The organism is Halorubrum saccharovorum DSM 1137 (genome assembly GCF_000337915.1).
Taxonomy (GTDB): Archaea; Halobacteriota; Halobacteria; order Halobacteriales; family Haloferacaceae; genus Halorubrum; species Halorubrum saccharovorum.
In genome coordinates this window covers 209,492-233,047 of sequence record NZ_AOJE01000010.1, presented here as the reverse complement: position 1 = coordinate 233,047, position 23,556 = coordinate 209,492, and the positions used below count along the sequence as shown (strand labels likewise).

At 68.5% G+C, this 23,556-nt stretch carries 35 protein-coding genes and 2 tRNA genes; 12 read left to right on the top strand and 25 right to left on the bottom strand.

The genetic code is table 11. The features are described from left to right. Nucleotides 1-49 precede the first annotated feature (49 nt). A complete protein-coding gene (locus tag C471_RS02960) occupies nucleotides 50-1,192 on the top strand; it encodes a thiolase family protein (RefSeq protein WP_004046491.1) in 1,143 nt (380 codons plus the stop codon). 59 nt (nucleotides 1,193-1,251) lie between these two features. Here the strand turns inward: C471_RS02960 and eif1A are convergent, their stop codons facing one another. Next, nucleotides 1,252-1,536: a translation initiation factor eIF-1A gene (eif1A, locus tag C471_RS02955; protein ID WP_004046489.1), complete on the bottom strand. Its 285-nt coding sequence runs from the start codon at nucleotides 1,534-1,536 to the stop codon at nucleotides 1,252-1,254. Between the two features lie 159 nt (nucleotides 1,537-1,695). Here eif1A and C471_RS18165 point away from each other — a divergent pair, with 159 nt between their 5' ends. From C471_RS18165 to C471_RS02945, 3 genes are all read left to right on the top strand, one after another. After that, entirely contained in the window at nucleotides 1,696-1,830 is a 135-nt protein-coding gene (locus C471_RS18165; RefSeq protein WP_004046487.1) for a hypothetical protein, read from the top strand. An 84-nt stretch (nucleotides 1,831-1,914) separates the two neighbouring features. Further along, nucleotides 1,915-2,619, top strand: a complete 705-nt coding sequence (locus C471_RS02950; RefSeq protein ID WP_004046486.1) for a carbonic anhydrase — start codon at nucleotides 1,915-1,917, stop codon at nucleotides 2,617-2,619. Between the two features lie 58 nt (nucleotides 2,620-2,677). Next, entirely contained in the window at nucleotides 2,678-3,919 is a 1,242-nt protein-coding gene (locus C471_RS02945; RefSeq protein WP_004046484.1) for an outer membrane protein assembly factor BamB family protein, read from the top strand. Nucleotides 3,920-4,094: 175 nt separating this feature from the next. Here the strand turns inward: C471_RS02945 and ndk are convergent, their stop codons facing one another. The 4 genes from ndk to rpl7ae are packed head-to-tail and all read right to left on the bottom strand — an operon-like array spanning nucleotide 4,095 to nucleotide 5,360. Then, on the bottom strand, nucleotides 4,095-4,574 hold the full coding sequence (gene ndk / locus C471_RS02940; protein ID WP_004046481.1) for a nucleoside-diphosphate kinase: 480 nt from the start codon (nucleotides 4,572-4,574) through the stop codon (nucleotides 4,095-4,097). After that, the gene (locus tag C471_RS02935) at nucleotides 4,575-4,763 is read right to left on the bottom strand and encodes a 50S ribosomal protein L24e (protein ID WP_004046480.1); all 189 of its coding nucleotides are present in this window, start codon (nucleotides 4,761-4,763) and stop codon (nucleotides 4,575-4,577) included. A gap of 3 nt (nucleotides 4,764-4,766) precedes the next feature. Then, a complete protein-coding gene (locus C471_RS02930; RefSeq protein ID WP_004046478.1) occupies nucleotides 4,767-4,991 on the bottom strand; it encodes a 30S ribosomal protein S28e in 225 nt (74 codons plus the stop codon). A 6-nt stretch (nucleotides 4,992-4,997) separates the two neighbouring features. Further along, nucleotides 4,998-5,360 (bottom strand): 50S ribosomal protein L7Ae, encoded by a 363-nt coding sequence (rpl7ae, locus tag C471_RS02925; protein WP_004046475.1) that lies wholly within the window; start codon nucleotides 5,358-5,360, stop codon nucleotides 4,998-5,000. Between the two features lie 287 nt (nucleotides 5,361-5,647). On the opposite strand from rpl7ae, the gene C471_RS02920 reads away from it, so the two are divergent. Further along, nucleotides 5,648-7,090 carry a bifunctional metallophosphatase/5'-nucleotidase gene (locus C471_RS02920; protein ID WP_004046473.1) on the top strand — a complete coding sequence of 481 codons (1,443 nt, stop codon included), beginning with the start codon at nucleotides 5,648-5,650 and terminating at the stop codon, nucleotides 7,088-7,090. 42 nt (nucleotides 7,091-7,132) lie between these two features. Here the strand turns inward: C471_RS02920 and C471_RS02915 are convergent, their stop codons facing one another. Beyond that, on the bottom strand, nucleotides 7,133-7,450 hold the full coding sequence (locus C471_RS02915) for a DUF5785 family protein (protein ID WP_004046471.1): 318 nt from the start codon (nucleotides 7,448-7,450) through the stop codon (nucleotides 7,133-7,135). Between the two features lie 258 nt (nucleotides 7,451-7,708). Here C471_RS02915 and C471_RS02910 point away from each other — a divergent pair, with 258 nt between their 5' ends. After that, nucleotides 7,709-8,878: a glutathione-independent formaldehyde dehydrogenase gene (locus C471_RS02910; protein ID WP_004046469.1), complete on the top strand. Its 1,170-nt coding sequence runs from the start codon at nucleotides 7,709-7,711 to the stop codon at nucleotides 8,876-8,878. Between the two features lie 62 nt (nucleotides 8,879-8,940). Here C471_RS02910 and C471_RS17580 read toward each other — a convergent pair whose 3' ends face one another. After that, nucleotides 8,941-9,108: a hypothetical protein gene (locus tag C471_RS17580; protein WP_004046467.1), complete on the bottom strand. Its 168-nt coding sequence runs from the start codon at nucleotides 9,106-9,108 to the stop codon at nucleotides 8,941-8,943. A gap of 168 nt (nucleotides 9,109-9,276) precedes the next feature. Between C471_RS17580 and C471_RS17575 the strand changes: the two genes are divergently transcribed. Continuing rightward, nucleotides 9,277-9,429, top strand: a complete 153-nt coding sequence (locus C471_RS17575; RefSeq protein ID WP_004046465.1) for a hypothetical protein — start codon at nucleotides 9,277-9,279, stop codon at nucleotides 9,427-9,429. Between the two features lie 24 nt (nucleotides 9,430-9,453). Here the strand turns inward: C471_RS17575 and C471_RS02900 are convergent, their stop codons facing one another. Beyond that, nucleotides 9,454-10,584, bottom strand: a complete 1,131-nt coding sequence (locus C471_RS02900) for a CobW family GTP-binding protein (protein ID WP_004046464.1) — start codon at nucleotides 10,582-10,584, stop codon at nucleotides 9,454-9,456. Nucleotides 10,585-10,680: 96 nt separating this feature from the next. On the opposite strand from C471_RS02900, the gene C471_RS02895 reads away from it, so the two are divergent. Further along, nucleotides 10,681-11,148, top strand: coding sequence for a hypothetical protein (locus C471_RS02895; protein ID WP_004046463.1), 468 nt, complete (start codon nucleotides 10,681-10,683; stop codon nucleotides 11,146-11,148). Between the two features lie 24 nt (nucleotides 11,149-11,172). Here C471_RS02895 and C471_RS02890 read toward each other — a convergent pair whose 3' ends face one another. Genes C471_RS02890 through mvk form a run of 4 tightly spaced genes read right to left on the bottom strand, consistent with a single transcriptional unit; the run spans nucleotide 11,173 to nucleotide 14,404 of the window. Beyond that, complete coding sequence (locus C471_RS02890; protein WP_004046462.1) at nucleotides 11,173-11,502, bottom strand: hypothetical protein; 330 nt, start codon at nucleotides 11,500-11,502, stop codon at nucleotides 11,173-11,175. Further along, complete coding sequence (locus tag C471_RS02885; RefSeq protein ID WP_004046461.1) at nucleotides 11,499-12,536, bottom strand: Mrp/NBP35 family ATP-binding protein; 1,038 nt, start codon at nucleotides 12,534-12,536, stop codon at nucleotides 11,499-11,501. The genes C471_RS02890 and C471_RS02885 overlap by 4 nt, the downstream gene beginning before the upstream one ends. A gap of 45 nt (nucleotides 12,537-12,581) precedes the next feature. Continuing rightward, nucleotides 12,582-13,373 carry an isopentenyl phosphate kinase gene (locus C471_RS02880; RefSeq protein WP_004046460.1) on the bottom strand — a complete coding sequence of 264 codons (792 nt, stop codon included), beginning with the start codon at nucleotides 13,371-13,373 and terminating at the stop codon, nucleotides 12,582-12,584. Then, entirely contained in the window at nucleotides 13,370-14,404 is a 1,035-nt protein-coding gene (gene mvk / locus C471_RS02875) for a mevalonate kinase (protein WP_004046459.1), read from the bottom strand. Before mvk ends, C471_RS02880 begins: the two co-directional genes overlap by 4 nt. A gap of 148 nt (nucleotides 14,405-14,552) precedes the next feature. Between mvk and C471_RS02870 the strand changes: the two genes are divergently transcribed. Next, the gene (locus C471_RS02870; protein ID WP_004046458.1) at nucleotides 14,553-15,101 is read left to right on the top strand and encodes a mechanosensitive ion channel domain-containing protein; all 549 of its coding nucleotides are present in this window, start codon (nucleotides 14,553-14,555) and stop codon (nucleotides 15,099-15,101) included. Nucleotides 15,102-15,164: 63 nt separating this feature from the next. Beyond that, nucleotides 15,165-15,515, top strand: coding sequence for a DUF4870 domain-containing protein (locus tag C471_RS02865; protein WP_049908932.1), 351 nt, complete (start codon nucleotides 15,165-15,167; stop codon nucleotides 15,513-15,515). A gap of 145 nt (nucleotides 15,516-15,660) precedes the next feature. Here C471_RS02865 and rpsB read toward each other — a convergent pair whose 3' ends face one another. The 13 genes from rpsB to C471_RS02800 all read right to left on the bottom strand — a co-directional run bounded on the left by rpsB (nucleotide 15,661) and on the right by C471_RS02800 (nucleotide 21,861). Further along, entirely contained in the window at nucleotides 15,661-16,488 is an 828-nt protein-coding gene (rpsB, locus tag C471_RS02860) for a 30S ribosomal protein S2 (RefSeq protein ID WP_004046456.1), read from the bottom strand. Between the two features lie 16 nt (nucleotides 16,489-16,504). Then, nucleotides 16,505-17,707, bottom strand: a complete 1,203-nt coding sequence (eno, locus tag C471_RS02855; protein WP_004046455.1) for a phosphopyruvate hydratase — start codon at nucleotides 17,705-17,707, stop codon at nucleotides 16,505-16,507. After that, nucleotides 17,707-17,886 (bottom strand): DNA-directed RNA polymerase subunit K, encoded by a 180-nt coding sequence (locus tag C471_RS02850; protein WP_004046454.1) that lies wholly within the window; start codon nucleotides 17,884-17,886, stop codon nucleotides 17,707-17,709. The genes eno and C471_RS02850 overlap by 1 nt, the downstream gene beginning before the upstream one ends. A gap of 3 nt (nucleotides 17,887-17,889) precedes the next feature. Next, nucleotides 17,890-18,084: a DNA-directed RNA polymerase subunit N gene (locus tag C471_RS02845; RefSeq protein WP_004046453.1), complete on the bottom strand. Its 195-nt coding sequence runs from the start codon at nucleotides 18,082-18,084 to the stop codon at nucleotides 17,890-17,892. A gap of 12 nt (nucleotides 18,085-18,096) precedes the next feature. Further along, nucleotides 18,097-18,495 carry a 30S ribosomal protein S9 gene (locus C471_RS02840; protein ID WP_004046452.1) on the bottom strand — a complete coding sequence of 133 codons (399 nt, stop codon included), beginning with the start codon at nucleotides 18,493-18,495 and terminating at the stop codon, nucleotides 18,097-18,099. Then, entirely contained in the window at nucleotides 18,489-18,938 is a 450-nt protein-coding gene (locus C471_RS02835) for a 50S ribosomal protein L13 (RefSeq protein ID WP_004046451.1), read from the bottom strand. The genes C471_RS02840 and C471_RS02835 overlap by 7 nt, the downstream gene beginning before the upstream one ends. Beyond that, on the bottom strand, nucleotides 18,935-19,288 hold the full coding sequence (locus tag C471_RS02830; RefSeq protein ID WP_004046450.1) for a 50S ribosomal protein L18e: 354 nt from the start codon (nucleotides 19,286-19,288) through the stop codon (nucleotides 18,935-18,937). The genes C471_RS02835 and C471_RS02830 overlap by 4 nt, the downstream gene beginning before the upstream one ends. 39 nt (nucleotides 19,289-19,327) lie before the next feature. After that, nucleotides 19,328-19,412: transfer RNA gene (locus tag C471_RS02825), tRNA-Leu, on the bottom strand. Between the two features lie 107 nt (nucleotides 19,413-19,519). Continuing rightward, nucleotides 19,520-20,272, bottom strand: a complete 753-nt coding sequence (locus C471_RS02820) for a DNA-directed RNA polymerase subunit D (protein WP_004046449.1) — start codon at nucleotides 20,270-20,272, stop codon at nucleotides 19,520-19,522. Between the two features lies 1 nt (nucleotide 20,273). Next, nucleotides 20,274-20,663 (bottom strand): 30S ribosomal protein S11, encoded by a 390-nt coding sequence (locus tag C471_RS02815; RefSeq protein ID WP_004046448.1) that lies wholly within the window; start codon nucleotides 20,661-20,663, stop codon nucleotides 20,274-20,276. Nucleotides 20,664-20,669: 6 nt separating this feature from the next. Continuing rightward, on the bottom strand, nucleotides 20,670-21,197 hold the full coding sequence (locus tag C471_RS02810; protein ID WP_004046447.1) for a 30S ribosomal protein S4: 528 nt from the start codon (nucleotides 21,195-21,197) through the stop codon (nucleotides 20,670-20,672). Beyond that, complete coding sequence (locus C471_RS02805) at nucleotides 21,194-21,718, bottom strand: 30S ribosomal protein S13 (RefSeq protein WP_004046446.1); 525 nt, start codon at nucleotides 21,716-21,718, stop codon at nucleotides 21,194-21,196. Before C471_RS02805 ends, C471_RS02810 begins: the two co-directional genes overlap by 4 nt. A 57-nt stretch (nucleotides 21,719-21,775) precedes the next feature. After that, nucleotides 21,776-21,861: transfer RNA gene (locus tag C471_RS02800), tRNA-Ser, on the bottom strand. Between the two features lie 279 nt (nucleotides 21,862-22,140). Here C471_RS02800 and C471_RS02795 point away from each other — a divergent pair. Both C471_RS02795 and C471_RS02790 read left to right on the top strand, forming a co-directional pair. After that, nucleotides 22,141-23,181, top strand: coding sequence for a zinc-binding dehydrogenase (locus C471_RS02795; RefSeq protein WP_004046445.1), 1,041 nt, complete (start codon nucleotides 22,141-22,143; stop codon nucleotides 23,179-23,181). Next, complete coding sequence (locus tag C471_RS02790; RefSeq protein ID WP_004046444.1) at nucleotides 23,171-23,503, top strand: hypothetical protein; 333 nt, start codon at nucleotides 23,171-23,173, stop codon at nucleotides 23,501-23,503. Before C471_RS02795 ends, C471_RS02790 begins: the two co-directional genes overlap by 11 nt. Nucleotides 23,504-23,556 lie beyond the last annotated feature (53 nt).

The following is a 23,556-nucleotide window of genomic DNA, read 5'->3' as shown; positions in this document are numbered from 1 at the left end:
TCCCCGGGTTCCACGCCGTTTTAAGTCCTTGACCGGCCAGGGATCGTTCATGACAGACGAGACCACCCCGGTTATCGCCGCCGCCTACCGAACGCCGCAGGGACGCGACGGCGGCGTCTACGCGGACGTCCGCAGCGAGGACCTCTCGACGCGGCTCATCGACCACACGCTCGCGGAGACGGGGCTGACGAGCGACCACGTCGACGACCTGATGTGGGGCGTCGCCCAGCAGCGGACCGAGCAGGACAACAACGTCGCCCGCGTCATCGCGCTGCTCTCGGATCTGGGCGAGTCGGTGCCCGCCACCTCGATCAACCGCTGGTGCGCCTCCTCGATGCAGGCGATCATCTCGGCGTCGGACGCGATCGCGGCCGGAAATCGGGACTGCATCATCGCCGGCGGCGTCGAGAACATGAGCCGCGTCCCGATGGACGGCGACTCCTACCAGCACCTCCATCCCGAACTCTCTGAGAAGTACAACGTCTTCCAGCTTCAGATGGGAATGACCGCCGAGAAGGTCGCCGAGGAGTACGGCGTGAGCCGCGAGGCGCAAGACGAGTACGCCGCGCGAAGCCATCAGCGCGCCGCCGAGGCGACCGAGTCGGGCCGCTTCGACGACGAGATCGTCCCGGTGGAGACCGAGGACGGTCTCGTCGAGGCGGACGAGGGGATCCGTCCGGACACGACCGCCGAGAAGCTCGCCGGCCTCTCGCCCGCGTTCACGGGGGACGGCACGGTGACCGCGGGGAACTCCTCGCAGATCTCCGACGGCGCGTCGCTGACGCTCGTCACGAGCAAGGCGTTCGCGGAGGACCACGGCCTCGACGTGCTCGCGGAGGTCGGCACGAACGCGGTCGCCGGCGTCGATCCGACGGTGATGGGGATCGGTCCGGTGCCCGCGACACGGAGCCTGCTCGACCGCGCCGGTCGGACCATCGACGACTACGACCTCGTGGAGCTCAACGAGGCGTTCGCCTCCCAGTGCGAGTACTCACGCCGCGAACTCGGGATCGACGAGGACATCTACAACGTCAACGGCGGCGCTATCGCCGTCGGCCACCCGCTCGGCGCCTCCGGCGCGCGGCTCCCCGTCACCCTGATCCACGAGATGCAGAAGCGGGACGCCGACCGCGGGCTCGCGACGCTCTGTGTCGGCTTCGGACAGGGCGCGGCGATCGAGTTCAGCCGCTAAGGGTTCGGCGCCGCCGCTCGGGACTTAGAAAGCACTCCCGTCGGCACCGCATCGCGGCGTTACTGAATGTGGCCTTCGCGCCGGAGCTGGTCCGCGTCGTCGTCGTCGTACCGCCACTCGACGTTCGCCTTCTCGTCCTGCCAGTCCCACGGCTCCGCGAGGACCACGTCGCCCTCGCTGATCCACGTCCGGTACTTCATGCGGCCGGGGATCCGGCCCATCCGCGTCTCGCCGTCTACGCAGCGCAGTCGCACGTGGTTGCCGCCGAGGTGTTCCGTCACCACGGCGAACACTTCGTCGTCGTTGGGCATTCGGAGGTTCCGACGCCCGGATTCTTCGCTCATATAGGTAGTATGTCGGTCGGCCGTATAAGTGATGGGAGACTCGTGTGCGCGTGTCTCGTGACCGTTGTTAGCACACGTTTTCGGGGGTCCGTATCGCGTGACGAACCGGCCGCTCCGCCGAGCGAAGCGTTCAAATCCCGTCGCGCCGACGGGTCTCGCATGAAGGACATGGAGTCGCTCGTACTCGATCAGGACGACGAGATGCTCTCGCCCGCGGTGGTGGTGGCGACGATCGCCCTCCTCGCCGTCTTCGTCATCGGATTCCTGGTACAGATCGTCGGTCTGGTCGCTTGACCGTCTCCGAACTGATCCCCGCTGCCCGTCTCCGATTATCGCCACGTCCGTCCCCCTTTTCAAACTCGGGAGCGAGCGACCGGTATGGGACGCGACCTCCTGACCGAACTCCTCGACCGAAACGACGAGCACGTCGCTTCCGCGGCCGCTTCCGATCTCGCCGCCCAGCGCGACGGCCAGCGTCCTCCGGTCGTCTCCGTCTGCTGTTCGGACTCCCGCGTGTCTCAGGAGGGGATGTGGGCGGTCGATCGGCCGGGATTCCTCTTTACCGCCGGCAACATCGGGAACCGCGTGTGCGACCGCGTCGACGGCGAGCGGGTGCTCGCCGGCAGCGTCGCGTACCCGCTCGCCTACACCGGTACGGACGCGCTCGCGGTCGTCGGGCACACCGGATGCGGCGCGGTCGGCGCGGCCCTCTCCGCGGTCCGGACCGGCGAACTCCCCGGAGAACCCGGTGTCAGGTCCGACGTGGAGGAGCTCGTCCCGATCGTCGAGTCGGGCCTCGACGCGCTCGACGACGGTCCCGGCGACGAAACGGGAGACGGGGACGGTCCCAGCGTCCGGAACCAACTCGTCGAGTACAACGTCCACGAACAGGTGTCGATCGCCCGCGAGACCGAGACGGGCGCCGACGCCGGCGTGTACGGCTTCGTCTACGACTTCCACGGCGCGTACGGGAACCGCGACGGGGCGGCCTACCTCGTGAACGTCGACGGCGAACGCGACCCCGAGTCCCTCCGCGACCGAGTCGGGCCGGAGCACGCGGACCACGTCGCCACGCTGCTGTAGCCCGCTCCGCTCCGCCGCATCCGACAGGGGTATCACGCCGCCGACCGAATCGCGCGTAATGGACCGCCGCGTTCTGTTCGCGAGTCTGATCCTGTTCGCCGGCGGCGCGACCGGCGTGGGCGTCGCCCTCTTCGCGTTCGTCGGCGTCGACGACGCGACGATCGACGCCGAGGTCGTCTGGGAGACCGAACCCGTCGCCGGCGACGACGGCAGCGGCGCGGTCGTCGCAACCATGGACGGCGACCCGCTCGTCCTCCAGCCGACGGTCGAGGACGGGAACCGAACGATACGCGCCACCGCCGCGGGCGGCGACGTGGAGTGGACGGCGAACGTCAACGGCGTCGATACTGCCGGCGACGGCACCGATCCCCCCGCAACGAGCGGGCTGGTCACCGGCGATCTCGGCGGCGACGAGGCCGTCGCGTTCACGACCGAATCCGGCTCCCTCGTCGTCCTCGACCCGGCGGACGGCACCGAGCGGTTCACGGTCGACCTCGGCGGACCCGGGGGGCTCCGGCCGGCGATCGGCGACCTCGACGGGGACGGAGACGCCGAGGTCGCCGCGGTCACGACCGACGGACGAGTTCGAGCCGTCGACGCGACCGGCGACACGGAATTCGAGACCGACCTCGACGCGCCGGTAGAGCTCCGGCCGCTGGCGGTCGACTTCGTCGGAGACGAGAGCGCCGGAGACGGCGACGGCGCGACCGATCGCGGGCTCGCGGTGGCGACCGCGGCCGATGGCGAGCGCTCGATCAGCCTGCTCGACGGGACCGGAGACGAGCGGTGGACGACCACTCCGTCGGTCACGCCCCTGAGCTGGAGCGCGGCCGACACGCGGAGCAGCCCGGTACTCGCGCTCGGCGGAGCGAACGGTAACTTGGAGACGATCGACGTCGCCGACGGCGAGACCCGCATCGAGGTCGGGTTACAGGACCTGCCCGTCACCGTCGGCGACGCGGACCCCGGTCGCGTCTACGTCGGCGGGAGCGGGAGCGTCTGGGCGGTCGACTTACTCGACGGCGAAGTCGTCTGGAAACAGCAGTACGGCGGCGACACGCGGGTGAACGCGCCCGGTGTCGCAGACGTCGACGGCGACGGCTCCCCGGGACCGGTCGTCGTGAACCGGAACGGGCGCGTGCTCGCGCTGAACCAGCAGGGCGAGGTTATCGCCCGCGGCGAGGTCGGCGGCACCGCCGTCGTGTACGCGGGCCCGCTGTTCGCGGACGTGACCGGCGACGGAAGCGCGGAGGTGCTCGTGGTCGCAGAAGACGGGCGGATCGTGGCGCTGTCCGACTGAGGACCGAGGGGTTCGTCGCCGGTCTCGTTCCGGCGAGTTTATCAGTCGGTCCGCGTCCGATTCGGGTCGCAGTCACCGAATTTTAGATGTGATTTCACCGGAAACGAGGTGTGTCGAAATAGCTACCGCTCCGGGGAGATCGGCGTCGGAGAAAACGGAAAAGCGCCCTTTCCGTTCAGTGCTGTTCGTCCTCGTACACCCACGCGGCGGTGTCGAGGCCGTAGTCGACGAGCTCGTCCTCGTCGAAGAACAGGTCAATCTCGCGCTCGTTAGCGCCCTCGTCCTCGTGATCCGACGCGTGGATCACGTTGTGTCCGAGGTCCAAACCGAAGTCGCCGCGGATCGTACCCGGGGCGGACTCGGCAGGGTCGGTCTCCCCGACCATCGCGCGGACCTGTCGGGTCGCGTCCGCGCCCTCCCACACCATCGCGAAAACGGGGCCGGAGGTGATGAAGTCGACGAGGCCGTCGAAGAACGGCTTGCCCTCGTGTTCACCGTAGTGCTCGTGGGCGAGGTCCTCGTCGATCTGCATGAACTTCCCGCCGACGAGCTTCAGCCCGCGCTCCTCGAAGCGAGAGACGATCTCGCCGATGAGGCCGCGCTGCACGCCGTCGGGCTTGACCATCACGAAGGTGCGCTCGTCGTGGTGGCTCATCTACTCGCCACCCTGATTGCGCCCTTCCTCGGTCCATTCGAGGTCGCGCGCCTCGCGGCCGAGGAAGTAGTTCTTCTCCGCCTTCGAGTCGACGAAGTGGAGGATCTGTCCGTCCTTCTTGACGTACATCGTGCCCGTGCCGGGCTCGATCTCCTCGCCGGTGTAGTCGCAGGTTCGTGTCTCGACCATTGGTTATCGCCCTCCGATGGAGTCCGCGTCGCGCTGGGTCTCCCGGAGCTGGAGCACGTCGCCCATGCGGACGGGGCCCAGGACGTTCCGGGTGATGATCCGGCCCTGGTTCGATCCCTCCTGGATGCGGCACTTGACCTGCATGGCCTCGCCGTGCATCCCGGTCTTGCCGACGACCTCGATGACCTCCGCAGTCGTCGAGTCGCCGGTGCCCTCTTCTGCGCTCATGGGTGGTTATCGAAGCTCCGCGACCTTCTCGCCGATGTCCTCGACGTCGTCGTCGGCGTCGCCGGCGTCGATGACGGCGGCGGCGGCCGAACCGACTTCGAGGCCGGCGGCGTGGCCGACTTCGTCCTGCGTGTCGACGAAGACGACCGGGATGCCCTTCTCCTCGGCGAGTTCGGGAAGGTGCATCACGATCTCCTCGGGGGAGACGTCCTCGGCGACGATGACGAGGTCCGCGTTGCCGCGCTCGACGGCCTTCGTGGTCTCGTTGGTTCCTTTCTTCACGGTACCGGTGTCTCGGGCGACCTCGAGCGCCTCAAGCGATCGCTCGGCGAGGTCGGCTGGGGTTTCGTAGTCTACGTAAACGGGCATATGTTGTTCACCTATCCTCCGCGCGGGCTCGCGTGCCCGTACCGTGGTCGGTCCCTAACGGCACGGCACATCATCAACCCCGCAGAGGCTGTGAAGCGACCTAGTCCGGACATCCATAAAAGCGCTTTCAATGTCCTGCGCGTGTGCGAGCGGGGATCACGGGGGCGGACCCGCTTTCCTCGCGGCGGTCGCGACGGTTCCCCCGAGCCGCTGTGCCACGTCTCGACGGACGCCCACCCCTAACTCCGCGCTTTTAAGCGTGGCTCGCCCCTCCCCTCGCACATCGAATGGTCCGTCTCGTTCACTACTCCGACATCGAGAACGTCTTCGACGCCCCCGAGCGGGCGGCCCGGCTCGCCGGGCGGATCCGGGAGCTCTCCGGTCCCGACGCCGGCGTAGTCGCCACCGGCGACACCACCGCGCCGGGCGTCCTCTCGCTGGTCGCGACCGGCCGGCAGGTCCTCGACTTCTACGCCGCCACCGACACCCTCCTCGACACGTTCGGCAACCACGAGTTCGACTACGGACCGGGCCCGCTGCGCGGGCTCGTCGACGACGCCACCGCGACGTTCGTCTCCGCGAACGTCCGCGACGAGAGCGGCGAGCCCTTCGGCCGCGCCGAGGGCGTCGTCCCGTGGACGACGCGACGGATCGACGGCGCGACCGTCGGCTTCGTCGGCGTCACCGACCCCGCGACCGACTCGCTGAACCCGATGGCCGCCGACCTTTCCTTCGACGATCCCGTCGACGCCGCGCGGGACGCGCTCGCCGAGATGCGCGCTGCCCTCGCGGAGAGCGGCGACGGCGTCGACCACGTCGTCGTCCTCTCGCACCTCGGCGCGAGCGACGACGACCTCGCTCGCGAGCTCGACGTGGACGCGGTCCTCGGCGGCCACGTCCACAGCCCGCGCAACGAGCGCGTGGCCGACACCCTGCTGGTCCGCCCCGGCGTCAACGGCGAGGCGGTCGTCGAAGTCGAGTTCGGCGGGACGGGAGGCGGGGGGAAGGAAGACGCCGAGGGGGAGTCCGTCCCCACCGCGACCCTCCACGAGCCGGACGGCGCCGAGCCGGTCGCCCCGCTCCGAGCGGCGCTCGAAGAGCGGATGGCCGCGGCCGACCTCGACGAGGTCGTCGATCGCGTCGACGAGCCGATCGAGCGGGCCGGGGAGATCGTCCACGGCGGGGAGTGCCGCGTCGGCAACTTCGTCGCGGACGCGTTCCGCTGGGCGCTCGACGCCGACGTTGGGCTCTCGAACGCGGGCGGCCTCCGGCAGGGCGACCCGTGGCACGGCGACGTGACGAAGGCCGATCTGATCAGCCTGATCCCGTTCGAAGAGCCCGTGGCGCTCGCGTCCGTCTCCGGTGCGGAGCTTCACGACGCGCTCCGCGAGATGGCCGCGCCCGACGTGGACTTCGGCGAAGACGACTGGTGGCACGGCCACGTCTCGAACGCCCGGGTCGTCTGGGACGCCGACGCCGAGCTCATTCTCGAGGCCACCGTCGGCGGCGAGCCGATCGACCCCGAGGCGCGCTACACCGTCGCCGTCTCGGAGTACCTGCTTCACTCCGACCACGAGTTCCCGACGCTCGCGCAGCGACACCGGGTCGACGAGGCCGACATCCAGTACGAGGTGCTCGCCGACTACGCCCGCGAACGCGGGATCGACCCCCGTCTCGAAGGTCGGGTCGAGATCCGGAACCGAACGGATATCGGCGTCGAGAGTCGGTAAGGAACCGGAATCAGAAATCCAGCGGGAAGGGAAAAGCGCGGTTCAGGCGCTGCCGTCGACGAACTGCTCGGCGCCCTCGTAGAACCAGTAGCCGTTCTCGCGCATCGCGCGACCCAGCTCCTGGTGGAACTCGACGAAGTCCGCGAACTCTTCTTTCTCGACGTTCTCGAAGATTTCCTCGACGGCGACCACCGTCTCGAAGTCGATCCGGATCGGGTGGTCGCCGTACTGCTCGACGTAGTCGGCGGCCGACAGCGGGAAGTCCTCCTCCTCGTCGATCTTCTTCGCGAGCACCGCGTGTCCGTACTGCCGCCTGCCCTCGCTCCCCTGTTCGCCGTCGGGGTCGTGTGGCCAGTCCATACCCCTCGATTCATCGGGACCGGGCATAGTCATTACGGAACATACGGGCGGGCATCGCCGCCGAAACCACTGACTTCTCGACTACCGTCGAGGGGAGCGCCCATCGACGACGGGCGAACTGCCCGAGCAAGTCCGGCTCTCGCGGGCCCGCGTCGGTGTGGAGCTGGTTAATTGAATCATAACTCAATTTATTAATGGTATAGTATAATGTAAAAACGTTTAGGATATTGGATGGCTATCGTTTACATGGATCATTCCATGAGAGCCGTTGTATACCAAGGCCCGTACGACGTGGCCGTCGAAGAGGTAGATGACCCGGAGATCGAACACCCGAACGACGTCGTGGTCGACATCACGACGTCGTGTATCTGCGGATCCGATCTCCACATGTACGAGGGGCGAACCGCCGCCGAGGAGGGGATCGTGTTCGGCCACGAGAACATGGGTATCGTGAGCGAGGTCGGCGAGGCCGTCTCGACGCTTGAAGAGGGGGACCGCGTCGTGATGCCGTTCAACGTCTCCTGCGGCTTCTGTCAGAACTGCGAGGAGGGGTACACCGGCTTCTGTACCAACGTCAACCCCGGCTTCGCCGGCGGGGCGTACGGCTACGTCGCGATGGGACCGTATCCGGGCGGACAGGCCGAGAAGCTGCGCGTTCCGTACGCCGACCACAACGCGCTGAAACTGCCCGAGGGGCGCGAACACGAGGACGCGTTCTCGCTGCTCGCGGACATCTTCCCGACCGGCTGGCACGGCACCGAGCTGGCGAACCTCGAATCGGGCGAGTCGGTCGCCATCTTCGGCGCCGGGCCGGTCGGCCTGATGGCCGCCTACAGCGCGAAGATCAAGGGCGCCGCCGAGATCTACGTCGTCGACCAAGTGCCGAGCCGGCTGGAGCTGGCCGAGGAGCACTGCGACGCCCACGCGATCGACTTCTCCGAGGGCGACCCGGTCGACCAGATCATCGAGGAACACGGGGGGATGGTCGACAAGGGCGTCGACGCGGTCGGATATCAGGCGACCGACCCCGACGACGTCGACACCGAGACCGAGGACTACTCCTACCAGCCGGCCAAGGAGAACCCGGCGGTCGTGATCAACAACCTGATCCGGGTGGTCCGACCGACGGGCGAACTCGGTATCCCCGGCCTGTACGTGCCGGAGGACCCAGGCGCGCCCGACGACATGGCCGCGCAGGGGCGTCTCGGCATCGACTTCGGGAAGTTCTTCGAGAAGGGGCTCAAGTGCGGCACGGGCCAGTGTAACGTGAAGGAGTACAACCGGTACCTCCGCGACATGATCATCGAGGGCCGCGCCGACCCGAGCTGGGTCGTCTCGCACCGCGTCAACCTCGACGAGGCGCCGGAGATGTACGAGGCGTTCGACGCCCGCGAGGAGGGCGTCACGAAGGTCCTTCTCGAACCCTGAGCCGCCGAGGCCGCGCCTCGCTGCCGCCGTTCCGACTTTTCAGAACCCGACACCGACGACCGTCAGGCCCGGAGCCACGCCTTCGGGTGCTCGTCTCGGAGATGGGACTGGTACCGCCCGATCAGCTCCGGGTACCCGTCGGCCACGCAGTGCCAGCCGCAGTGCTCGCAGGTCCGTTCGACCGCCTCGTCGTTTCCCTGAACGTGTCCGCCGCGCCTGTAGGTGACCATGAGTGTCTCGTCGCGGGCGATCCGCGCTGATAGGTACCATACGTCACGAGCGCGGTTCACTCTGTCGACATCTGTGGGACGTACCGCCTCCGTCTCTCCCGCCGAAACGGCCCCACTTGCGCTCCTCCCGCCGAAACCGGTATGTCGATCCCGCGCGTGGTCACCGGTATGTGTAAGTACTGCAACTGGGCGTTCCACGACGGCTGGGGGGAGCTGTTGAAGTACGACGACGTCTACCAGTCGGCGGTCGGCGCCGAGACCGAGTCCACCCACGGGTTCCACGAGGACTGGGACGACCTGCAGGCGGAGCTAGGTATCTGATTCGGACCGGCGGGTGGAGCCCGTTCAGATCGGGAACGCGTCCGCGCTCTCGACCGCATCGGGGTCAGAGGCCGCCAGCCCATCGAGCTCTCCGCGGATTCTCTCCTCGTCCATCTCGCTACCGATGAACACGAGCCGAGTGCGGCGGTCGTCGCCCTCCCCCCACTCGCCGATAGGCCCCGCCTGCACCGAGGGGCCGGCCTGACTCACGCCGATGACCTCGTCCGTGCCCGCGACGTTCGCGACCCCCTTCGCCCGCACGACGGCGCCGTCCCAGTCGGCGAGCCAGTCGGCGAACGGCTCCGGGTCGAGGGCGTCGGCGGAGCGGTAGACGAACGAGGCGACGCCGTGGGCCGCGGCGGCGCCGTCGGCGTGGTCGTGGGCGTGTCCCGCCTCCTCGTCCCCGTGTCCGAGCTCGTCTCCACCGCCCTCGCTCTCCGCGATCGCGCGCTTCCACCCCGGCGAGCGCTTGGCCGTCTCGAAGTCGAACCGACCGGTGTCAAGCACGTCGCCGGGGTCGACCGCGGAGTAGCTCGTCCGGATCCGCTCCGCCCGCGGGCCGAGCCGGTCGGCGACCGACTCGATCTCGTCGAGCACGTCGTCGGGGACCATGTCCGTCTTGTTCAACACGAGCACGTCGCAGAACTCGATCCCCTCGACGAGCACGTCCGCGAGGGGGCGGTCTTCGGTCGACTCCCCGTCGCCCGGTAGGCTCTCGCCCGCGTCGAACTCCTTCCAGAAGCCGTAGGTGTCGAGCACCGTCACCATCGTGTCGAGCCGGAAGCGCTCGGTCGGATCGATCTCGGACTCGTCGGTCCCCTCAGTGAACGCCCGCGCGACCGGAATCGGCTCGGAGATGCCAGACGACTCCACGAGAAGATAGTCGAACTCCCGTGACTCGGCGAGCGCCGCGGCCTCGCTCAGCAGGTCGTCCTGGAGTCGACAGCAGATGCAGCCGTTCGAGAGGTCGACGATACCCTCCTCGTCGTTCTCGCGCGCGACGAGTTCGGCGTCGACGTTCACCTCGCCCATGTCGTTGAGGATGACGGCGATCCGCCTGTCGCCAGGGTTCGCGAGCAGGTGGTTCACCATCGTCGTCTTCCCGGCGCCGAGGTACCCGCTGAGAACGGTCACGGGAATCCGGTCGTCGCTCATGTGTGTTACCGTGAGACGTGCTATCAGTATGAAACGATCGATCGTCGATATCGCACTGACACAAGGCTTACCACGACCGCCGAGCGGCTCTCCACTATGCGCCGCAGAGCCCTCCTCTCGACCGCGGCCGCCGCCTCGACCGCTTCGCTCGCCGGCTGCCCCACGCCGCCGTGGGGAGAGATCCCCGAAACCGTCGACGGCGCCGAGGTGACGCTCCGCCGCGAACACACCGGCGAGTTCGAACCCGACGAGGCGAGTCCGAACGGCGCCGTCATCCTGCTCCGTGCGCTCGATGCCGGGCCGCCGCGCCTCACCGTCAGGGGATGGTTGTTCGGCGGCTCGCGAGACTGCTACCGCGTCGATCTGATCGAGGCGAGCCTCGACGCCGACCGGCTACTGCTCCGGCTGACCACCGAAGACGACCCCGACTGGGACGGCGGCCCGTGCTCCGATGTCGGCGAAACGCATCCCTACGAGGTCGTCGTCGCGTTCGCGGAGGCGCCGGTCCCCGAGCGCGTCGAAGTTCGCCACGGCGACGAGACGGTGCTCGCAGAGGAGGTGTGACTCGCGGGCGGTCCCGGACGCGGGTCAGCGCTCGATCCCGCCCTGCTCTTTGATCTTCATGATGTGCCGGACGTTCAGGTAGATCTCCTCGGGCGAGGTCTGCTCGTCGGGGTCGTACAGGTCCGACACGCGGTAGAGGATCGCCGAGAGCTGTTTGCTCTCGGAGCTGTCGCCGCGCACGTCGGCGGCGACCTCGCGGAGGAACGCGCGGACCTCGTCGTCCTCCGCGAACGCCTCCCCCGCAGCGTCCGCGGCCGACTCGGGGACGGCCGGATCGACGCCCGCCGCGTCGAGGGGATCGGCGTGCTCGCCGTTCCCGTCGTCGCCGTCCGATTCGCTTCGCTCCCCGCTCATCGCTCTCCGCTCACCTCGCGACGACGGACGACGCCGGCGTTGTTCGCGACGTTCTCCACGATCACCTTGAACGCGTCCGCGGTCTCGCCCTCCTCCAGCACGACCGGCTCCCCGTCGTCGCCGCCGGTCCGGACCGCCGGGTCGAGGGGGACGCCGCCCAGGAAGGGGAGCTCGTGCTCCTGCGCCAGCGCCTTCCCGCCGCCGGAGCCGAAGATCTCGTGGAATCCGCCGCAGTCCGGACACCGGAAGCCGGCCATGTTCTCCGCGATCCCGAGCACGTTCGTGTCGTGTTTGCCGAACATCCGGAGGCCCTTCACCGCGTCGTCGAGCGCGACCTCCTGCGGCGTCGTGACGATCACCGCGCCCGTCAGCGGGAGCGTCTGGAGGATCGTGAGTTGGGTGTCACCGGTGCCGGGCGGCAGGTCCATGATCAGGTAGTCGAGCTCGCCCCACTCCACGTCCTCGACGAGCTGGGTGATGATCTTGTGGACCATCGGGCCGCGCCAGATGACCGGGTCGTCCTCGCCGGTGAGGAAGTCCATGCTCATCAGTTTCACGCCGAAGCGCTCGGGCGGGACGATCGTCTCGCCGTCGGTCTCCGGGCGCTCCTCGGCCGAGACCATCCGCGGGACGTTCGGGCCGTACACGTCGGCGTCGAACAGCCCGACGCGCGCGCCGAGTTCGGAGAGCCCCGCCGCGATGTTGACGGCCATCGTCGACTTGCCGACGCCACCCTTCCCGGAGGCGACCGCGATCACGTTCTTCACGCCGGGGAGCACCTGCTCGTCGGCGTCCAGATCGTCGGGGATCGACGCCGACAGCTCCACGTCGAGTCCGGTGTCGGCGAGCGCTGCCCGCACGTCGTCGGCGATTTCCGACTCGTGCGGCGAGAAGGGGGCGCCGAGCGCGAGCGAGACGCGGACCTCGCCATCCCCCACCTCGACGTCGTTCACCAGCCCGAGCGAGACGATGTCGTCGCCGAGGTCGGGGTCCCGCACGTCCGCGAGCCGCTCCCGCACGTCCGTTTCGTTCATGCCCGGAGGGAGGGTCGTGGGTCGAATAAGGGTTCTGTCACCCGATCAGTCGATCCGCGTCCCGGCGTCCTCGCCGCGCAGGAACGGCTCCAGTCCCGCGGCGCCGAACACGTGCGCCGGCGCTTCGAGCGCCAGCAGTTCGCGGACCTTCGCCGCCATCCCCCCGGAGACGTCCGTCGCGTCGCTCGCGCCCAGCGCGTCGGCGACCGCGTCGAACGAGTCGATCGACGAGATCACCTCGCCGCCGTCGTCGAGGACGCCCGGCACCGTCGAGCAGACGCCCACCCGCCGCGCGCCGAGCCCGACGGCCAGTTCGACGACCAGCTCGTCGCCGGAGACCACTGTCACCCCGGCGTCTGCGGTCGCGACGCCGTCGCCGTGGAGCACCGGGACGAACCCCTCGCCGAGCAGCGTCGCCGTCGACGAGATCGGCAGGTCGAGGTCGCCGTCGGCGCCCTCCGGACGGGCCGTAAGTGAGAGCGGGTGAACCGGCACCGCGGGCACGTCCCGCTCGTGGAGGCGGTCGAGGACGGCGCGGTTCAGCGCCGCCATCGCGCCGTGGATGTCCATCACCGCGTCGGCGTCGTCGGTCCCCGCGGTCGTCGAGACGCCGTGTTCGCTGGCGTGGTGATGACCGAAGCTCCCGCCGCCGTGGACGACGACGAGCCGCTCGACCGCGCCGTCGGCGAGCGCGTTCGCGACCGCGTCGCAGGCCGCGACGAGCGCGTCGTCGTCGATCGTCTCCGGACGGTCCTTCTCCGTGATCAGGCTCCCACCGAGCTTGAGGACGACGGGGGGTTCGGGGTCGGAGTCGGGGCCCGCGCCATCGCCCGTCACGGCTCCACCACTCGGACGCCCTCGGTCGCCAGCTCGGCGCGGAACGCCTCTTCACACCCCTGCGTGAACGAGAGCGCGGTCTCGGTCGCGTCGCTCGCGTCGAGCGCGACGATACAGCCGCCGCCGCCCGCGCCGGTGAGCTTCGCGCCGTGAGCCCCGGCGTCGCGGGCGGCCCACACCATCGCGTCGAGCGAGCGCGCGGAGACGCCGAGCGCGGCGAGCAGGCCGTGGTTGAAGTCCATCAGCTCGCCCAGCTCCGAGAGCAGCTCCGGCGAGGGCTCGGCGTCGCCCCCCGACTCCCCTTCCGGGACGGCGTCTTCGAGCAGCGCTTCGCCGGTCCGAACCACGTCGCCGATAGACGCGACGGTGTCGGCGGCGAACTCGTACTCCTCGCGGAGCTCGCCGACGCCGGCGACGAGTTCGCCGGTGTCGCCGGCGCCGCCGTCGAAGCCGACGACGAACGGGAGGTTCGGGGTCTCGATCGGCTCGCAGTCGTCGCCCTCGACGCGGACCGCGCCGCCCATCGTCGAGCAGAACGTGTCGGCGCGCGAGGCCTGCCCGTCCTGCACCTCGTACTCCGCGCGGTACGCCCGGTCGGCCAGCTCGCGGCGGTCGAGCGGCTCGCCGAGCGCGCGCGTCGCGGCGTCGATTCCCGCGACGACGACGGCGGCCGACGACCCCAGCCCGGCGCCGAGCGGGATGTCGCTCTCGACGGTGATGTCGAAGCCGGCGTCGGGGGCGTCGGCGGCGTCCCGTGCCTGCTCGACCGCGGCGTCGACGTAGCCCATCGCGGCCTCGACCAGCGGCGTCGGCACGTCCACGTCCGGGCGGTCGCTCGTCCCGCCGGAGTACTCCACCGTGAACCCGTCGAGCGAGAGGTCCTCGGCCTCGACGCGGACGTGGTCGTCCGACCGGGGTTCGGCGGTCACCGCGGCGCGTCGCTCGATCGCCGCCGGCACGGCGGGCTCCCCGTAGACGACGGCGTGTTCGCCGAAGAGGTACACCTTCCCCGGCGCTTCACAGACGGTCATACGAACTCACTCTCCCCGCGTGCTTACAGGCGTTGCGCTTGGCGGGACAGGCGAGCGTCGACGACGGCCGTCGCGGTCGAGTCTCGACGCGACGGCAAACCCCTCCGTCCCCGCCACCTTTTCACCGGCGGGCGCCGTCGTGCGCGCCATGACGACGCTCCCGTCGCTTCTGAGGCAGTCGCTCGCGAACTTCGTCGAGGGGCTGGCGGTCGCGATACCCCGACTGCTCTCCGGGCTGGTCTTCCTCGCGCTGGCGTACGTGACGGTTCGGATCGTCCTCGCGCTCGTCCGCTCGTCGATCGAGAGGGTGTACGTCGGCGACCGCGAACTCGTGGGCGATCTCATCGCCACGCTCGTCGCGATATTCCTCTGGTTCGGCGTCGCGCTCACCTTCCTGAAGGTCGTCGGCATGGGCGATATCGCGGCGAGTCTCGGCACCGCCGTCGGCTTCATCGCGTTGGGCGTCTCGTACGCCCTCTCCGAGATGATCGAGGACACGGTGGCGGGCGTCTACCTCCTCCGCGACCCCGACTTCAACGTCGGCTACCGCGTCGAGGCGAAGGGCGTCACGGGAACGGTCGCCGCCATCGAACTCCGGAAGACCCGAATCGACACGGACGCCGGCGACCGGATCGTGATGGCGAACCGTGAGATAGAGCCGCGGTGGACGCACGATGTCCCCGACGACGAGGACTGATCTCGCGAGGCGACCGACAGAAAGGACCCAATACTTATTAATTCAGTCTGAGATATCCGCAGTATGTCAACCCAAACAGAGGCAAACCCCGTGGAAACGGTCGCCGGAGACACGACGCTCGCCGCGCTCTCGCACGCGTCGGCGCTCGTCGCCTCGTTTCTGGGGCCGCTGCTGTTCCTCATCCTCGCGGACGACGACGACGAACTCGTCAAACAGAACGCGAAAAACTCGCTTAACTTCCAGCTGATCGTCTTCATCGCGATGGTCGTCTCGGCGCTGTTGACCGTCGTACTCGTCGGCTTCCTGCTCCTCCCGCTGATCAGACTGATCGACCTCGTGTTGGTGCTGATAGCCACCCTGAAGGCCAACGACGGGCAGGTCTATTCGTACCCGTACACGCCGGACCTTCTCTGAACACCGCGAATCGGATTCGTTCGCGTTCCCGCTAACGCACTCGGTACCGCCTCTCCGATCCATTTGTTCCACTGTCACGGCGGAGACAGCGGCTGCTCCAGAGAATCGGAGCGTCGGAAAAGTCGAACTCGACGTCGAAGGCCGGTTACAGTTCGTCTTCGAAGTCGTCGAGGGCGAACACGGTGTCGGAGCCGCGGCGGTCGAGCGTCTCGTTGGCGAGGAGCCAGTAGACGACCGACAGCGCGCGTCGACCCTTGTTGTTCGTCGGGATGACCAGGTCGACGTTCGACAGCTGGTTGTTGGAGTCGCACATCGCGATGACCGGGATGCCGACGGTGATAGCCTCCTTGACGGCCTGCGCGTCGCCGATCGGGTCGGTGACCACGACGACGTCCGGCTCGATGTAGCCGGCGTAGTCGGGGTTCGTCAGCGTGCCCGGGATGAAGCGTCCCGTACGGGCGCGGGCGCCGATGGCGTCCGCGAACTTCTCGGCCGGGAACCGGCCGTACTGGCGCGAGGACGTGACGAGGATCTGCTCGGGGTCGTAGTTCGAGAGGAAGTCCGCGGCGGTCCGGATCCGCTGGTCCGTCGTGCTCACGTCGAGCACGTACAGGCCGTCGTCGCGGACGCGGTGGATGAACCGCTCCATGTCCTTCGTCTTCTGCTGGGTCCCGATGTGGACACCGGCGGAGAGGTAGTCCTCGACCGGGATCAGCAGGTCGACGTCGTCGTCGGGCATGACGTCGTCGTCGAACGGAGAGGCGTCCTCCTCCTCGGCAGCGGCGTCGGCCTCTGCGGCCTCGTCGGTCTCGGCGTCGGCGGGTGCTTCGGGTTCGGCGTCAGCGGACGCCCCCTCGGCAGCCGCGTCGGCGGTCGGTTCCTCGGTCGTGTCGGCCTCCTCCTCGACCGCCGCGTCGACCGCCTCGGTCTCCGCGTCGTCGTCGAGTTCGACCGCGTCGTTGTCTTCGCTCATGCGTGGTGTCGGCCCGTCATACCGCGTCGTCCGCGATGCGGACCAGTTCGTTCAGCTTGGCGGTTCGCTCGCCGCCGACCGTGCCGGTCTTGATGAAGCCGGCGTCGGTCGCCACGGCGAGGTGTGCGATGGTGGTGTCCTCGGTCTCGCCCGAACGGTGGGAGATGACCGTCTCGTACCCGTTGCGGGAGGCGAGTTCGACCGCGTCGAACGCGTCCGACAGCGTCCCGATCTGGTTCGGCTTGATCAGGATGCTGTTGGCCGCGCCGACGTCGATCCCCTCGCGGAGCCGCTCGACGTTGGTGACGAACAGGTCGTCGCCGCAGATCAGCGTCCGGTCGCCGACCCGGTCGGTCAGCTCCGCGAACGCCTCGTAGTCGTTCTCGTCGAGCGGGTCCTCGACGTACGCGAGGTCGTACTCGTCGACGAGGCCGGCGACGTACTCGACCTGCTCGTCGGTCGATTTCGCCTCGTCGCCGTACACGTACGCCTCTCGGTCGTCGTCGTACAGCTCGGCGGCCGCCATGTCGAGTCCGAAGCGGATCTCGAAGCCCACTTCCTCCTCGACGCGGTCGACCGCCTCCTCGACGACCTCGAACGCCTCCGCGTCCGAGATCGGGGGCGCCCACGCGCCCTCGTCGCCCTTCGCCGCGGGCACGCCGCGCTCGTCGAGCACGTCCGCGACCGCCGCGTGGACCGCGGCGTTCGCGAAGACGGCCTCCGAGACGCTCGGCGCGCCGACGGGGGCCGCGAGGAACTCCTGGATGTGGGTCGCCTCCTTGGCGTGTTCCCCGCCGCCGACGACGTTGCCGAGCGGAATCGGGAAGTTCTCGCCGCGGAACGCGCCCCCGAGGTGCTGGTACAGCGGCGCACCGAGCACGTCGGCGGCGGCCTTCGCGGCCGCCATCGAGATCGCGACCGCGCTGTTGGCGCCGATCGCCGAGAAGTCGTCCGTGCCGTCGGCGGCGCGTAACGCGTTGTCGACGGCGCGCTGGTCGCCCGCGTAGACGCCTTCGAGGCGAGGCACCGCGTGCTCGCGGGCCTTCGCGATGGACTCGTTAGCCGGGAGCTCGATCGCCTCGTACTCGCCGGTCGAGGCCCCGCTGGGGGCCGCGCCGCGACCGAAGCCGCCGGACTCGGTGAGCACGTCGGCCTCGACGGTCGGGTTCCCCCGCGAGTCGAGCACGCGACGCAGCGAGATGCCGGTGATTCGGGTCATCAGTTTGACTCCCTCCGGACGGTGAAGGGGAGCGCACCCGCGTCGTACTCCTCGGCGGCGACGAGGATGGGCTCCGTCTGGTCCGTGTCGATCAGCACGGGCGCCCCGTAGGACACCTGCAGCGCTCGCGCGCCGAGGATTCGTGCCTTCTCGTACCGATTGTATCGCTGTTCTGACATGGATTACTGGTACGGCGAGACGACGTCGACGAGGTCGCGGTGGCTGACCAGCATGCGGCGGCAGCAGTGCCGGTCGACGCCGAGCTCGTCGAGGACCTCGCCGGGGTCCTCGTCGCCCTCGCGGGCGCGCTCCTTGAACTCCTCCCAGTGTTCACCCACGACGTTGCCGCACGTGAAACACCGGACGGGGATCATCATGACTGGATCACCTCAGCGGTAGGACTTCTGGTAGCGGGCACGCGCGCCGGGTCCGCCCCACTTCTTGGGTTCGGACTGGCGCACGTCGTTGACCAGCAGCGTGCGGTCGAAGTTCATGTACGCGTCGCGCAGCTCGGCGTCGCCGAGGTGCTGGACGAGACCGCGCGCGATGGCGGTCCGCGTCGCGTCGGCCTGGCCGCTGAAGCCGCCGCCCTCGACGTTGACCTCGATGTCCACGTCGGCGCGGAGCTCCTCGCCCGCGATGCGGAACGGCTCCAGCATCTTGAGGCGCGCCTGCTCCGGTTCGACCAGCTCGACTGGCTGGGAGTTGATTCGAACGCGGCCCTCGCCGTCGCGCACGGTGGCGCGGGCGACGGCCGTCTTCTTCTTGCCTGAGGTGTTAGTTACCATGTGACGTTGGCTCCCAGAGACTCGGAGATGTCCCCGAGCGTCGTGAATTTGATGTTCGAGAGGCGGTCGAGCGAGGTGTCGTCGAGGACGACGCTCTCGGCGTCCTCGTCGCGCTCGTAGGGGTTCCCGACGTACACGCGCACGTTCGAGAACGCCTCGCGGCCGTCCTCCGTCTTGTACGGCAGCATGCCGCGGATGGCACGCTTGAAGATCCGGTCGGGGCGCTTCGGGTAGTACGGCCCGCTGTCGGAGCCGAGCTCCGCGCGGGTGTGGTACGTCTCCATCGTCGCCTCCTCGTTGCCGGTGATGACCGCGCGCTCGGCGTTGACGACGGCGACCGTCTCGCCGTCGAGGACGCGCTGCGCGACCTTCGACGAGACGCGACCGAGGATGCAGTCGCGGGCGTCGACGACGACGTCCGCGTCGATCTTCGCGAGACTCATCGGATCACCCGGACGTTGCTCCCTTCGGGATTCTGTTCGATACACTGTTCAAGCGACACCGCTTCGCCGGCCTGGTCGATCTTCGTGCGGGCGGTGCCCGAGAAGTCGACGGCGGCGACGGTGACGTTCTTTTCGAGCACACCGCTGCCCAGCACCTTGCCGGGGACGACGACCGTCTCGTCTTCCTGCGCGTATCGTTCGATACGGCCCAGGTTGACCTCAGCGTGCGTGCGCCGTGGCTTCTCCAGTCGATCGGCGATGTCCTGCCACACGTTGGCACCGGAATCGCGCGAGACCGACTTCAGATCGGCGATGAGGTTCTGTAGTTTCGGATTCGTCTTGCTACTCATAGCTGTCCCTCCTGAAGTGGAGAGTTAGTGAAAACGGAGTGCAGGGAGCAGGATTTGAACCTGCGGACCTCTACAGGACAGCGCCCTGAACGCTGCGCCGTTGGCCTGACTTGGCTATCCCTGCGTGCACTCCTGCGTAATCCGGCTCCCTTCAAACCACTTTCGGTCCCGGCGCCGCAGCTCCGTTCAGGGGCGAGCGCCGTGTGTGCGGTTTGAAGGTCCGTCATTACGTTAGACCGCGACTTTCGTCTGTAGTTCGTCCGCGCGCTCCTCGATGGAGTCGATCGCGCGGAGCAGCAGTTCCTCGACGTCGAACGAGCCGTCCGTCTCGATGTGGAACACGAACGCGCCGGGGACATCCTCGACGCTGACCTCCTTCCCGGGGAACCGCTCCGAGAGATCGTTGTCGAACTCGTCGGTGAGCTCGATATCCCCGTCGGGCGTCTCGATGACGCCGCGGAGAATTCGCGGCTCGTCGTCGTCGAACTCGCCGAGGTCGCCCTCGACGGTCACGCGCTGAAGGTGGCGATAACCGACGGAGACGCCGCCCTGGTGTTTGGCGTGCTCCTTGCCGGTGTCGAGCACCGCGTCGGCCTCGAACTCCAGTCGCTGTCCTTCCTTCAGCTCGATGATCGGAATGTTGTCGTCCGCGACCTCGACGAGCGGGTCAGCGCACTCGATGTCGCCGGAGTACGCCGTCGCCGGGCCTTCGACGTCGAGCGCGAGGGTGACCTCGTCGCCGATTTCGAAGTCGTCGAGCGGCGTCGTCAGGGGCACGAGCCCCAGCCGAAGTCCGATCATCTCGTCGAACATGACGGAGGAGTTCTCGACGAACCGAACGGTGTCGATCGAGAACGTCGGGACGTCGGCGATCATCGCGCGGCGGATGCCGTTGGCGAACGCCGGCGTGAGCCCGCGGATCAGTACCCGCGCGCTGCGATCGTCCCGTTCGACGTACTGGACGTCGAAGTCGTCTTCCGTCATGTCAGACTCGCTTGTTCTTTGGCGCCTTCGTCCCGTCGTGCGGGATGGGCGTGACGTCCTCGATGCGACCGATCTCGACGCCCGCACGCGAGAGCGCGCGGATCGTCGCCTGCGCACCGGGACCGGTGGACTTGTTGAGGTTGCCGCCGGGACCGCGCACGCGAACGTGCACGCCTTCCAGGCCGGCGTCCTTGACGCGCTCGGCGACGACCTCCGCCATCTGCATGGCGGCGTACGGCGACGCCTCGTCGCGGTTCTGCTTCACCACGGTGCCGCCGGACGACTTGGCGATCGTCTCGGCGCCCGTCTCGTCGGTGACCGTGATGAGCGTGTTGTTGAACGACGCGTACACGTGGGCGATGCCCCACTTTCCGTCCTCGGATTCACTCATGGTTGGTTACTCCTGTGACTCCGCGCGCTCGGGGTGGAGATCGTCCGCGAGCGGGCTGTTCTCGTCGAAGGCGATGGCGCCTTCGTCGTCCACGTCGACCTTCACCGAGGGGCGCGTGACGCGCGCGCCGTCGACGGTGATGTGGCCGTGAACGATGAACTGGCGGGCCTGCTGGGTCGAGGACGCGAACCCCTGTCGGTAGGCGACCGTCTGGAGACGGCGCTCGAGCAGGTCGGTCACGTCCAGCGAGAGGACCGCAGAGATGTCGTCGTTGTCGCCGAGGATGCCGATCCGGCGGAGTCGTGCGACGAACTCCGCGCCGGCCTCCTGTGCGGCGTCGACGTCACCCTGGGCCTCGCCGAGCAGGCGGCGCGCCTCGCGCCGCATGCTGCGCAGCTCGGACTGGGCGCGCCAGAACTCCTCTTTGTTCTTCAGACCGTACCGCGAGAGGAGATCGGACTCCTCGGCGATGCGCTCGCCCTGGTACGGGTGGTTCGGCGTCTCGTAGCCCTTGGTGTTTTTCCCGGTGCTCATTCCTCGTCACCCGCTTCGTCTTCCGCCATCTCCTCGCGGATCTCCTCGACGTTGACCCCGATGGTCCCCTCCGAGCGACCCGTGGACTTCGTGCGCTGGCCGCGTACCTTCTGGCCGCGCTTGTGGCGAACGCCCTTGTACGATTCGATGATCTTCATCCGGTTGATGTCGTGGCGGCGCTTCTCGTTGACGTCGGTGCCGACGAGGTGCGTCGTCTCTCCGGAGTAGAAGTCGTTCTGTCTGTTCGTCATCCACGACGGGACGTGGTCTTCGAGGTTCTCGGCGATGTCGACCACCGTGTCGAGATCATCCTCGTCGAGGAGCCCGAACGTGGCGTTTCGGTCCACGTCGGCCTTCTCGGCGACCAGCCGCGCCGTGCGCGTGCCGATGCCGTCGAGTTCGGACAGGCTTCGCTCGACCGTCTTCGTCCCGTCGAGGTCAGCGCCCCCGATCCGGACGAAGTACTGGAGGTCTTCTTCCTCCTCCTCCGGCGAGTCGTCCTGTGATTCTTCCGTGCTCATGTGTTGGTTGTGGTGAGGCCTACCGGCGCGAATCCGGCGGTACTCGGTCCGTTCGAGCGTTGCGGCGGGGATTCGAACCCCGGAGGCAGTGACGCCACAGAGTTAGCAACCCTGCGCCTTGGGCCAGGCTTGGCTACCGCAACTCGCGTCGTATCATCGCCCTCGTGGACTCGGGGCCCGGCGCCCCTGCAGTTCGTGCATCCGTATGGTCCCCCTTTCGGTACTTAAACATCACGAAAGGCTCGGGGCGGATGCGTCCGATTCGCACGGGTGTGAGCCGTTGGCGTGGACGACGAAGCCGTTGGCGTGGACGACGAAGCCGTTGGCGTGGACGACGAGTCCCAGTCGGGCGTGAGCGCGAGGACGCCGGAGCGAGTTCCGTTTGGCGTACTGTTTAGTGGATGCCGCGGGAGGGTCCGAGCATGAAGGCCGTCCAGTTCGATTCCCACGGCGACCGCGACGTGATCGAGTACGGCGAGTTCCCCGACCCCGAGCCCGACCGCGGCGAGGTCCTCGTCGACGTCAAGGCCGGCGCGTTGAACCACCTCGACATCTGGACCCGGCGCGGCATGCCCGGCATCGACCTGGAGATGCCTCACATCCCGGGCAGCGACGCGGCCGGCGTCGTCGAGGCCGTCGGCGAGGACGTGACGCGCTTCGAGGTCGGCGACCGGGTCGCGGTGAGCGCGGGCGTCTCCTGCGGCGAGTGCGAGTTCTGCCGGCACGGCGAGGAGTCGCTCTGCCCGTCGTTCCACATCATCGGCGAGCACGTCCGCGGCGTCCACGCAGAACGCGCGGCCGTGCCCGCGGAGAACCTCGTCCCGGTCCCCTCGGGCGTCGACTGGGAGGTCGCGGGCTCCGCCTCGCTCGTCTTCCAGACCGCGTGGCGGATGCTTCAGAGTCGCGCCGACATCGAGGCCGGCGAGAAGGTGCTCGTCTTAGGCGCCTCCGGCGGCGTCGGCCACGCCGCGGTGCAGATCGCCGACCACGCCGGCTGCGAGGTGTTCGCGACCGCCTCCAGCGAGGAGAAGCTCTCGCATGCCGAGGACTGCGGCGCCGACCACGTCATCGACTACGAGGCGAACGACTTCGCCGAGGAGATCGCCGAGCTGACGGGTCGGCGCGGCGTCGACGTCGTCGTCGACCACATCGGCGAGGCCACCTACCCCGACTCGCTGAAGTCGATGGCGAAGGGCGGTCGGCTCGTCACCTGCGGCGCGACCACCGGCCCGAACCCCGACGCCGGACTCAACCGGATCTTCTGGAACCAGCTCTCCGTGATCGGCTCGACGATGGCGACCCCCGGCGAGGTCGACGACGTGCTGGAGCTCGTCTGGGACGGCACGTTCGAGCCGCGGGTCCGCGAGACGCTCCCGATGAGCGAGGCCGCTCGCGCACACGAGATGATCGAGAACCGTGAGGGCTTTGGCAAAGTGGTGGTTAGACCCGACAGTGAGCTCTGAATCCGACGGCGACGCGGGCGAGAGCGCGGACGGCGGCTACGTCCACGTCGCCGGCGAGGGCGCCGCCGGTGGGAAAGGCACCGACGAGGACCGGGAGGCCCATCCCGAAGCCGACGGCTTCGGTCGGAAGGGGTGGGCGCTGACGGCGGTGCTTTTCACCTGCGTCCTCGTCATCCCGGGGATCATCTACGTGTACCCGTACGCGGCGGGCGCGCTCGGGTTCTCGTTTTTCGCGACGTACCTCGCCTTGCCGCTCGTCCCGGCCGTCCTGCTCGGCGCGGTCGCGGTCTGGTCGATGACCGCCGCGACCCGGGACCGGTAGGGCCGCGCCGGCCGTTCGGCGGCGTCTCGCTGACGCTCTTCCCCACTCCCCGC

What these genes read in the sequence shown, in the direction of transcription:
- C471_RS02960 (WP_004046491.1), top strand. Translation starts at nt 50, where the DNA reads ATGACAGACGAGACCACCCCGGTTATCGCCGCCGCCTACCGAACGCCG.
- eif1A (WP_004046489.1), bottom strand. Translation starts at nt 1,536, where the DNA reads ATGAGCGAAGAATCCGGGCGTCGGAACCTCCGAATGCCCAACGACGAC.
- C471_RS18165 (WP_004046487.1), top strand. Translation starts at nt 1,696, where the DNA reads ATGAAGGACATGGAGTCGCTCGTACTCGATCAGGACGACGAGATGCTC.
- C471_RS02950 (WP_004046486.1), top strand. Translation starts at nt 1,915, where the DNA reads ATGGGACGCGACCTCCTGACCGAACTCCTCGACCGAAACGACGAGCAC.
- C471_RS02945 (WP_004046484.1), top strand. Translation starts at nt 2,678, where the DNA reads ATGGACCGCCGCGTTCTGTTCGCGAGTCTGATCCTGTTCGCCGGCGGC.
- ndk (WP_004046481.1), bottom strand. Translation starts at nt 4,574, where the DNA reads ATGAGCCACCACGACGAGCGCACCTTCGTGATGGTCAAGCCCGACGGC.
- C471_RS02935 (WP_004046480.1), bottom strand. Translation starts at nt 4,763, where the DNA reads ATGGTCGAGACACGAACCTGCGACTACACCGGCGAGGAGATCGAGCCC.
- C471_RS02930 (WP_004046478.1), bottom strand. Translation starts at nt 4,991, where the DNA reads ATGAGCGCAGAAGAGGGCACCGGCGACTCGACGACTGCGGAGGTCATC.
- rpl7ae (WP_004046475.1), bottom strand. Translation starts at nt 5,360, where the DNA reads ATGCCCGTTTACGTAGACTACGAAACCCCAGCCGACCTCGCCGAGCGA.
- C471_RS02920 (WP_004046473.1), top strand. Translation starts at nt 5,648, where the DNA reads ATGGTCCGTCTCGTTCACTACTCCGACATCGAGAACGTCTTCGACGCC.
- C471_RS02915 (WP_004046471.1), bottom strand. Translation starts at nt 7,450, where the DNA reads ATGGACTGGCCACACGACCCCGACGGCGAACAGGGGAGCGAGGGCAGG.
- C471_RS02910 (WP_004046469.1), top strand. Translation starts at nt 7,709, where the DNA reads ATGAGAGCCGTTGTATACCAAGGCCCGTACGACGTGGCCGTCGAAGAG.
- C471_RS17580 (WP_004046467.1), bottom strand. Translation starts at nt 9,108, where the DNA reads ATGGTCACCTACAGGCGCGGCGGACACGTTCAGGGAAACGACGAGGCG.
- C471_RS17575 (WP_004046465.1), top strand. Translation starts at nt 9,277, where the DNA reads ATGTGTAAGTACTGCAACTGGGCGTTCCACGACGGCTGGGGGGAGCTG.
- C471_RS02900 (WP_004046464.1), bottom strand. Translation starts at nt 10,584, where the DNA reads ATGAGCGACGACCGGATTCCCGTGACCGTTCTCAGCGGGTACCTCGGC.
- C471_RS02895 (WP_004046463.1), top strand. Translation starts at nt 10,681, where the DNA reads ATGCGCCGCAGAGCCCTCCTCTCGACCGCGGCCGCCGCCTCGACCGCT.
- C471_RS02890 (WP_004046462.1), bottom strand. Translation starts at nt 11,502, where the DNA reads ATGAGCGGGGAGCGAAGCGAATCGGACGGCGACGACGGGAACGGCGAG.
- C471_RS02885 (WP_004046461.1), bottom strand. Translation starts at nt 12,536, where the DNA reads ATGAACGAAACGGACGTGCGGGAGCGGCTCGCGGACGTGCGGGACCCC.
- mvk (WP_004046459.1), bottom strand. Translation starts at nt 14,404, where the DNA reads ATGACCGTCTGTGAAGCGCCGGGGAAGGTGTACCTCTTCGGCGAACAC.
- C471_RS02870 (WP_004046458.1), top strand. Translation starts at nt 14,553, where the DNA reads ATGACGACGCTCCCGTCGCTTCTGAGGCAGTCGCTCGCGAACTTCGTC.
- C471_RS02865 (WP_049908932.1), top strand. Translation starts at nt 15,165, where the DNA reads ATGTCAACCCAAACAGAGGCAAACCCCGTGGAAACGGTCGCCGGAGAC.
- rpsB (WP_004046456.1), bottom strand. Translation starts at nt 16,488, where the DNA reads ATGAGCGAAGACAACGACGCGGTCGAACTCGACGACGACGCGGAGACC.
- eno (WP_004046455.1), bottom strand. Translation starts at nt 17,707, where the DNA reads ATGACCCGAATCACCGGCATCTCGCTGCGTCGCGTGCTCGACTCGCGG.
- C471_RS02850 (WP_004046454.1), bottom strand. Translation starts at nt 17,886, where the DNA reads ATGTCAGAACAGCGATACAATCGGTACGAGAAGGCACGAATCCTCGGC.
- C471_RS02845 (WP_004046453.1), bottom strand. Translation starts at nt 18,084, where the DNA reads ATGATGATCCCCGTCCGGTGTTTCACGTGCGGCAACGTCGTGGGTGAA.
- C471_RS02840 (WP_004046452.1), bottom strand. Translation starts at nt 18,495, where the DNA reads ATGGTAACTAACACCTCAGGCAAGAAGAAGACGGCCGTCGCCCGCGCC.
- C471_RS02835 (WP_004046451.1), bottom strand. Translation starts at nt 18,938, where the DNA reads ATGAGTCTCGCGAAGATCGACGCGGACGTCGTCGTCGACGCCCGCGAC.
- C471_RS02830 (WP_004046450.1), bottom strand. Translation starts at nt 19,288, where the DNA reads ATGAGTAGCAAGACGAATCCGAAACTACAGAACCTCATCGCCGATCTG.
- C471_RS02820 (WP_004046449.1), bottom strand. Translation starts at nt 20,272, where the DNA reads ATGACGGAAGACGACTTCGACGTCCAGTACGTCGAACGGGACGATCGC.
- C471_RS02815 (WP_004046448.1), bottom strand. Translation starts at nt 20,663, where the DNA reads ATGAGTGAATCCGAGGACGGAAAGTGGGGCATCGCCCACGTGTACGCG.
- C471_RS02810 (WP_004046447.1), bottom strand. Translation starts at nt 21,197, where the DNA reads ATGAGCACCGGGAAAAACACCAAGGGCTACGAGACGCCGAACCACCCG.
- C471_RS02805 (WP_004046446.1), bottom strand. Translation starts at nt 21,718, where the DNA reads ATGAGCACGGAAGAATCACAGGACGACTCGCCGGAGGAGGAGGAAGAA.
- C471_RS02795 (WP_004046445.1), top strand. Translation starts at nt 22,141, where the DNA reads ATGAAGGCCGTCCAGTTCGATTCCCACGGCGACCGCGACGTGATCGAG.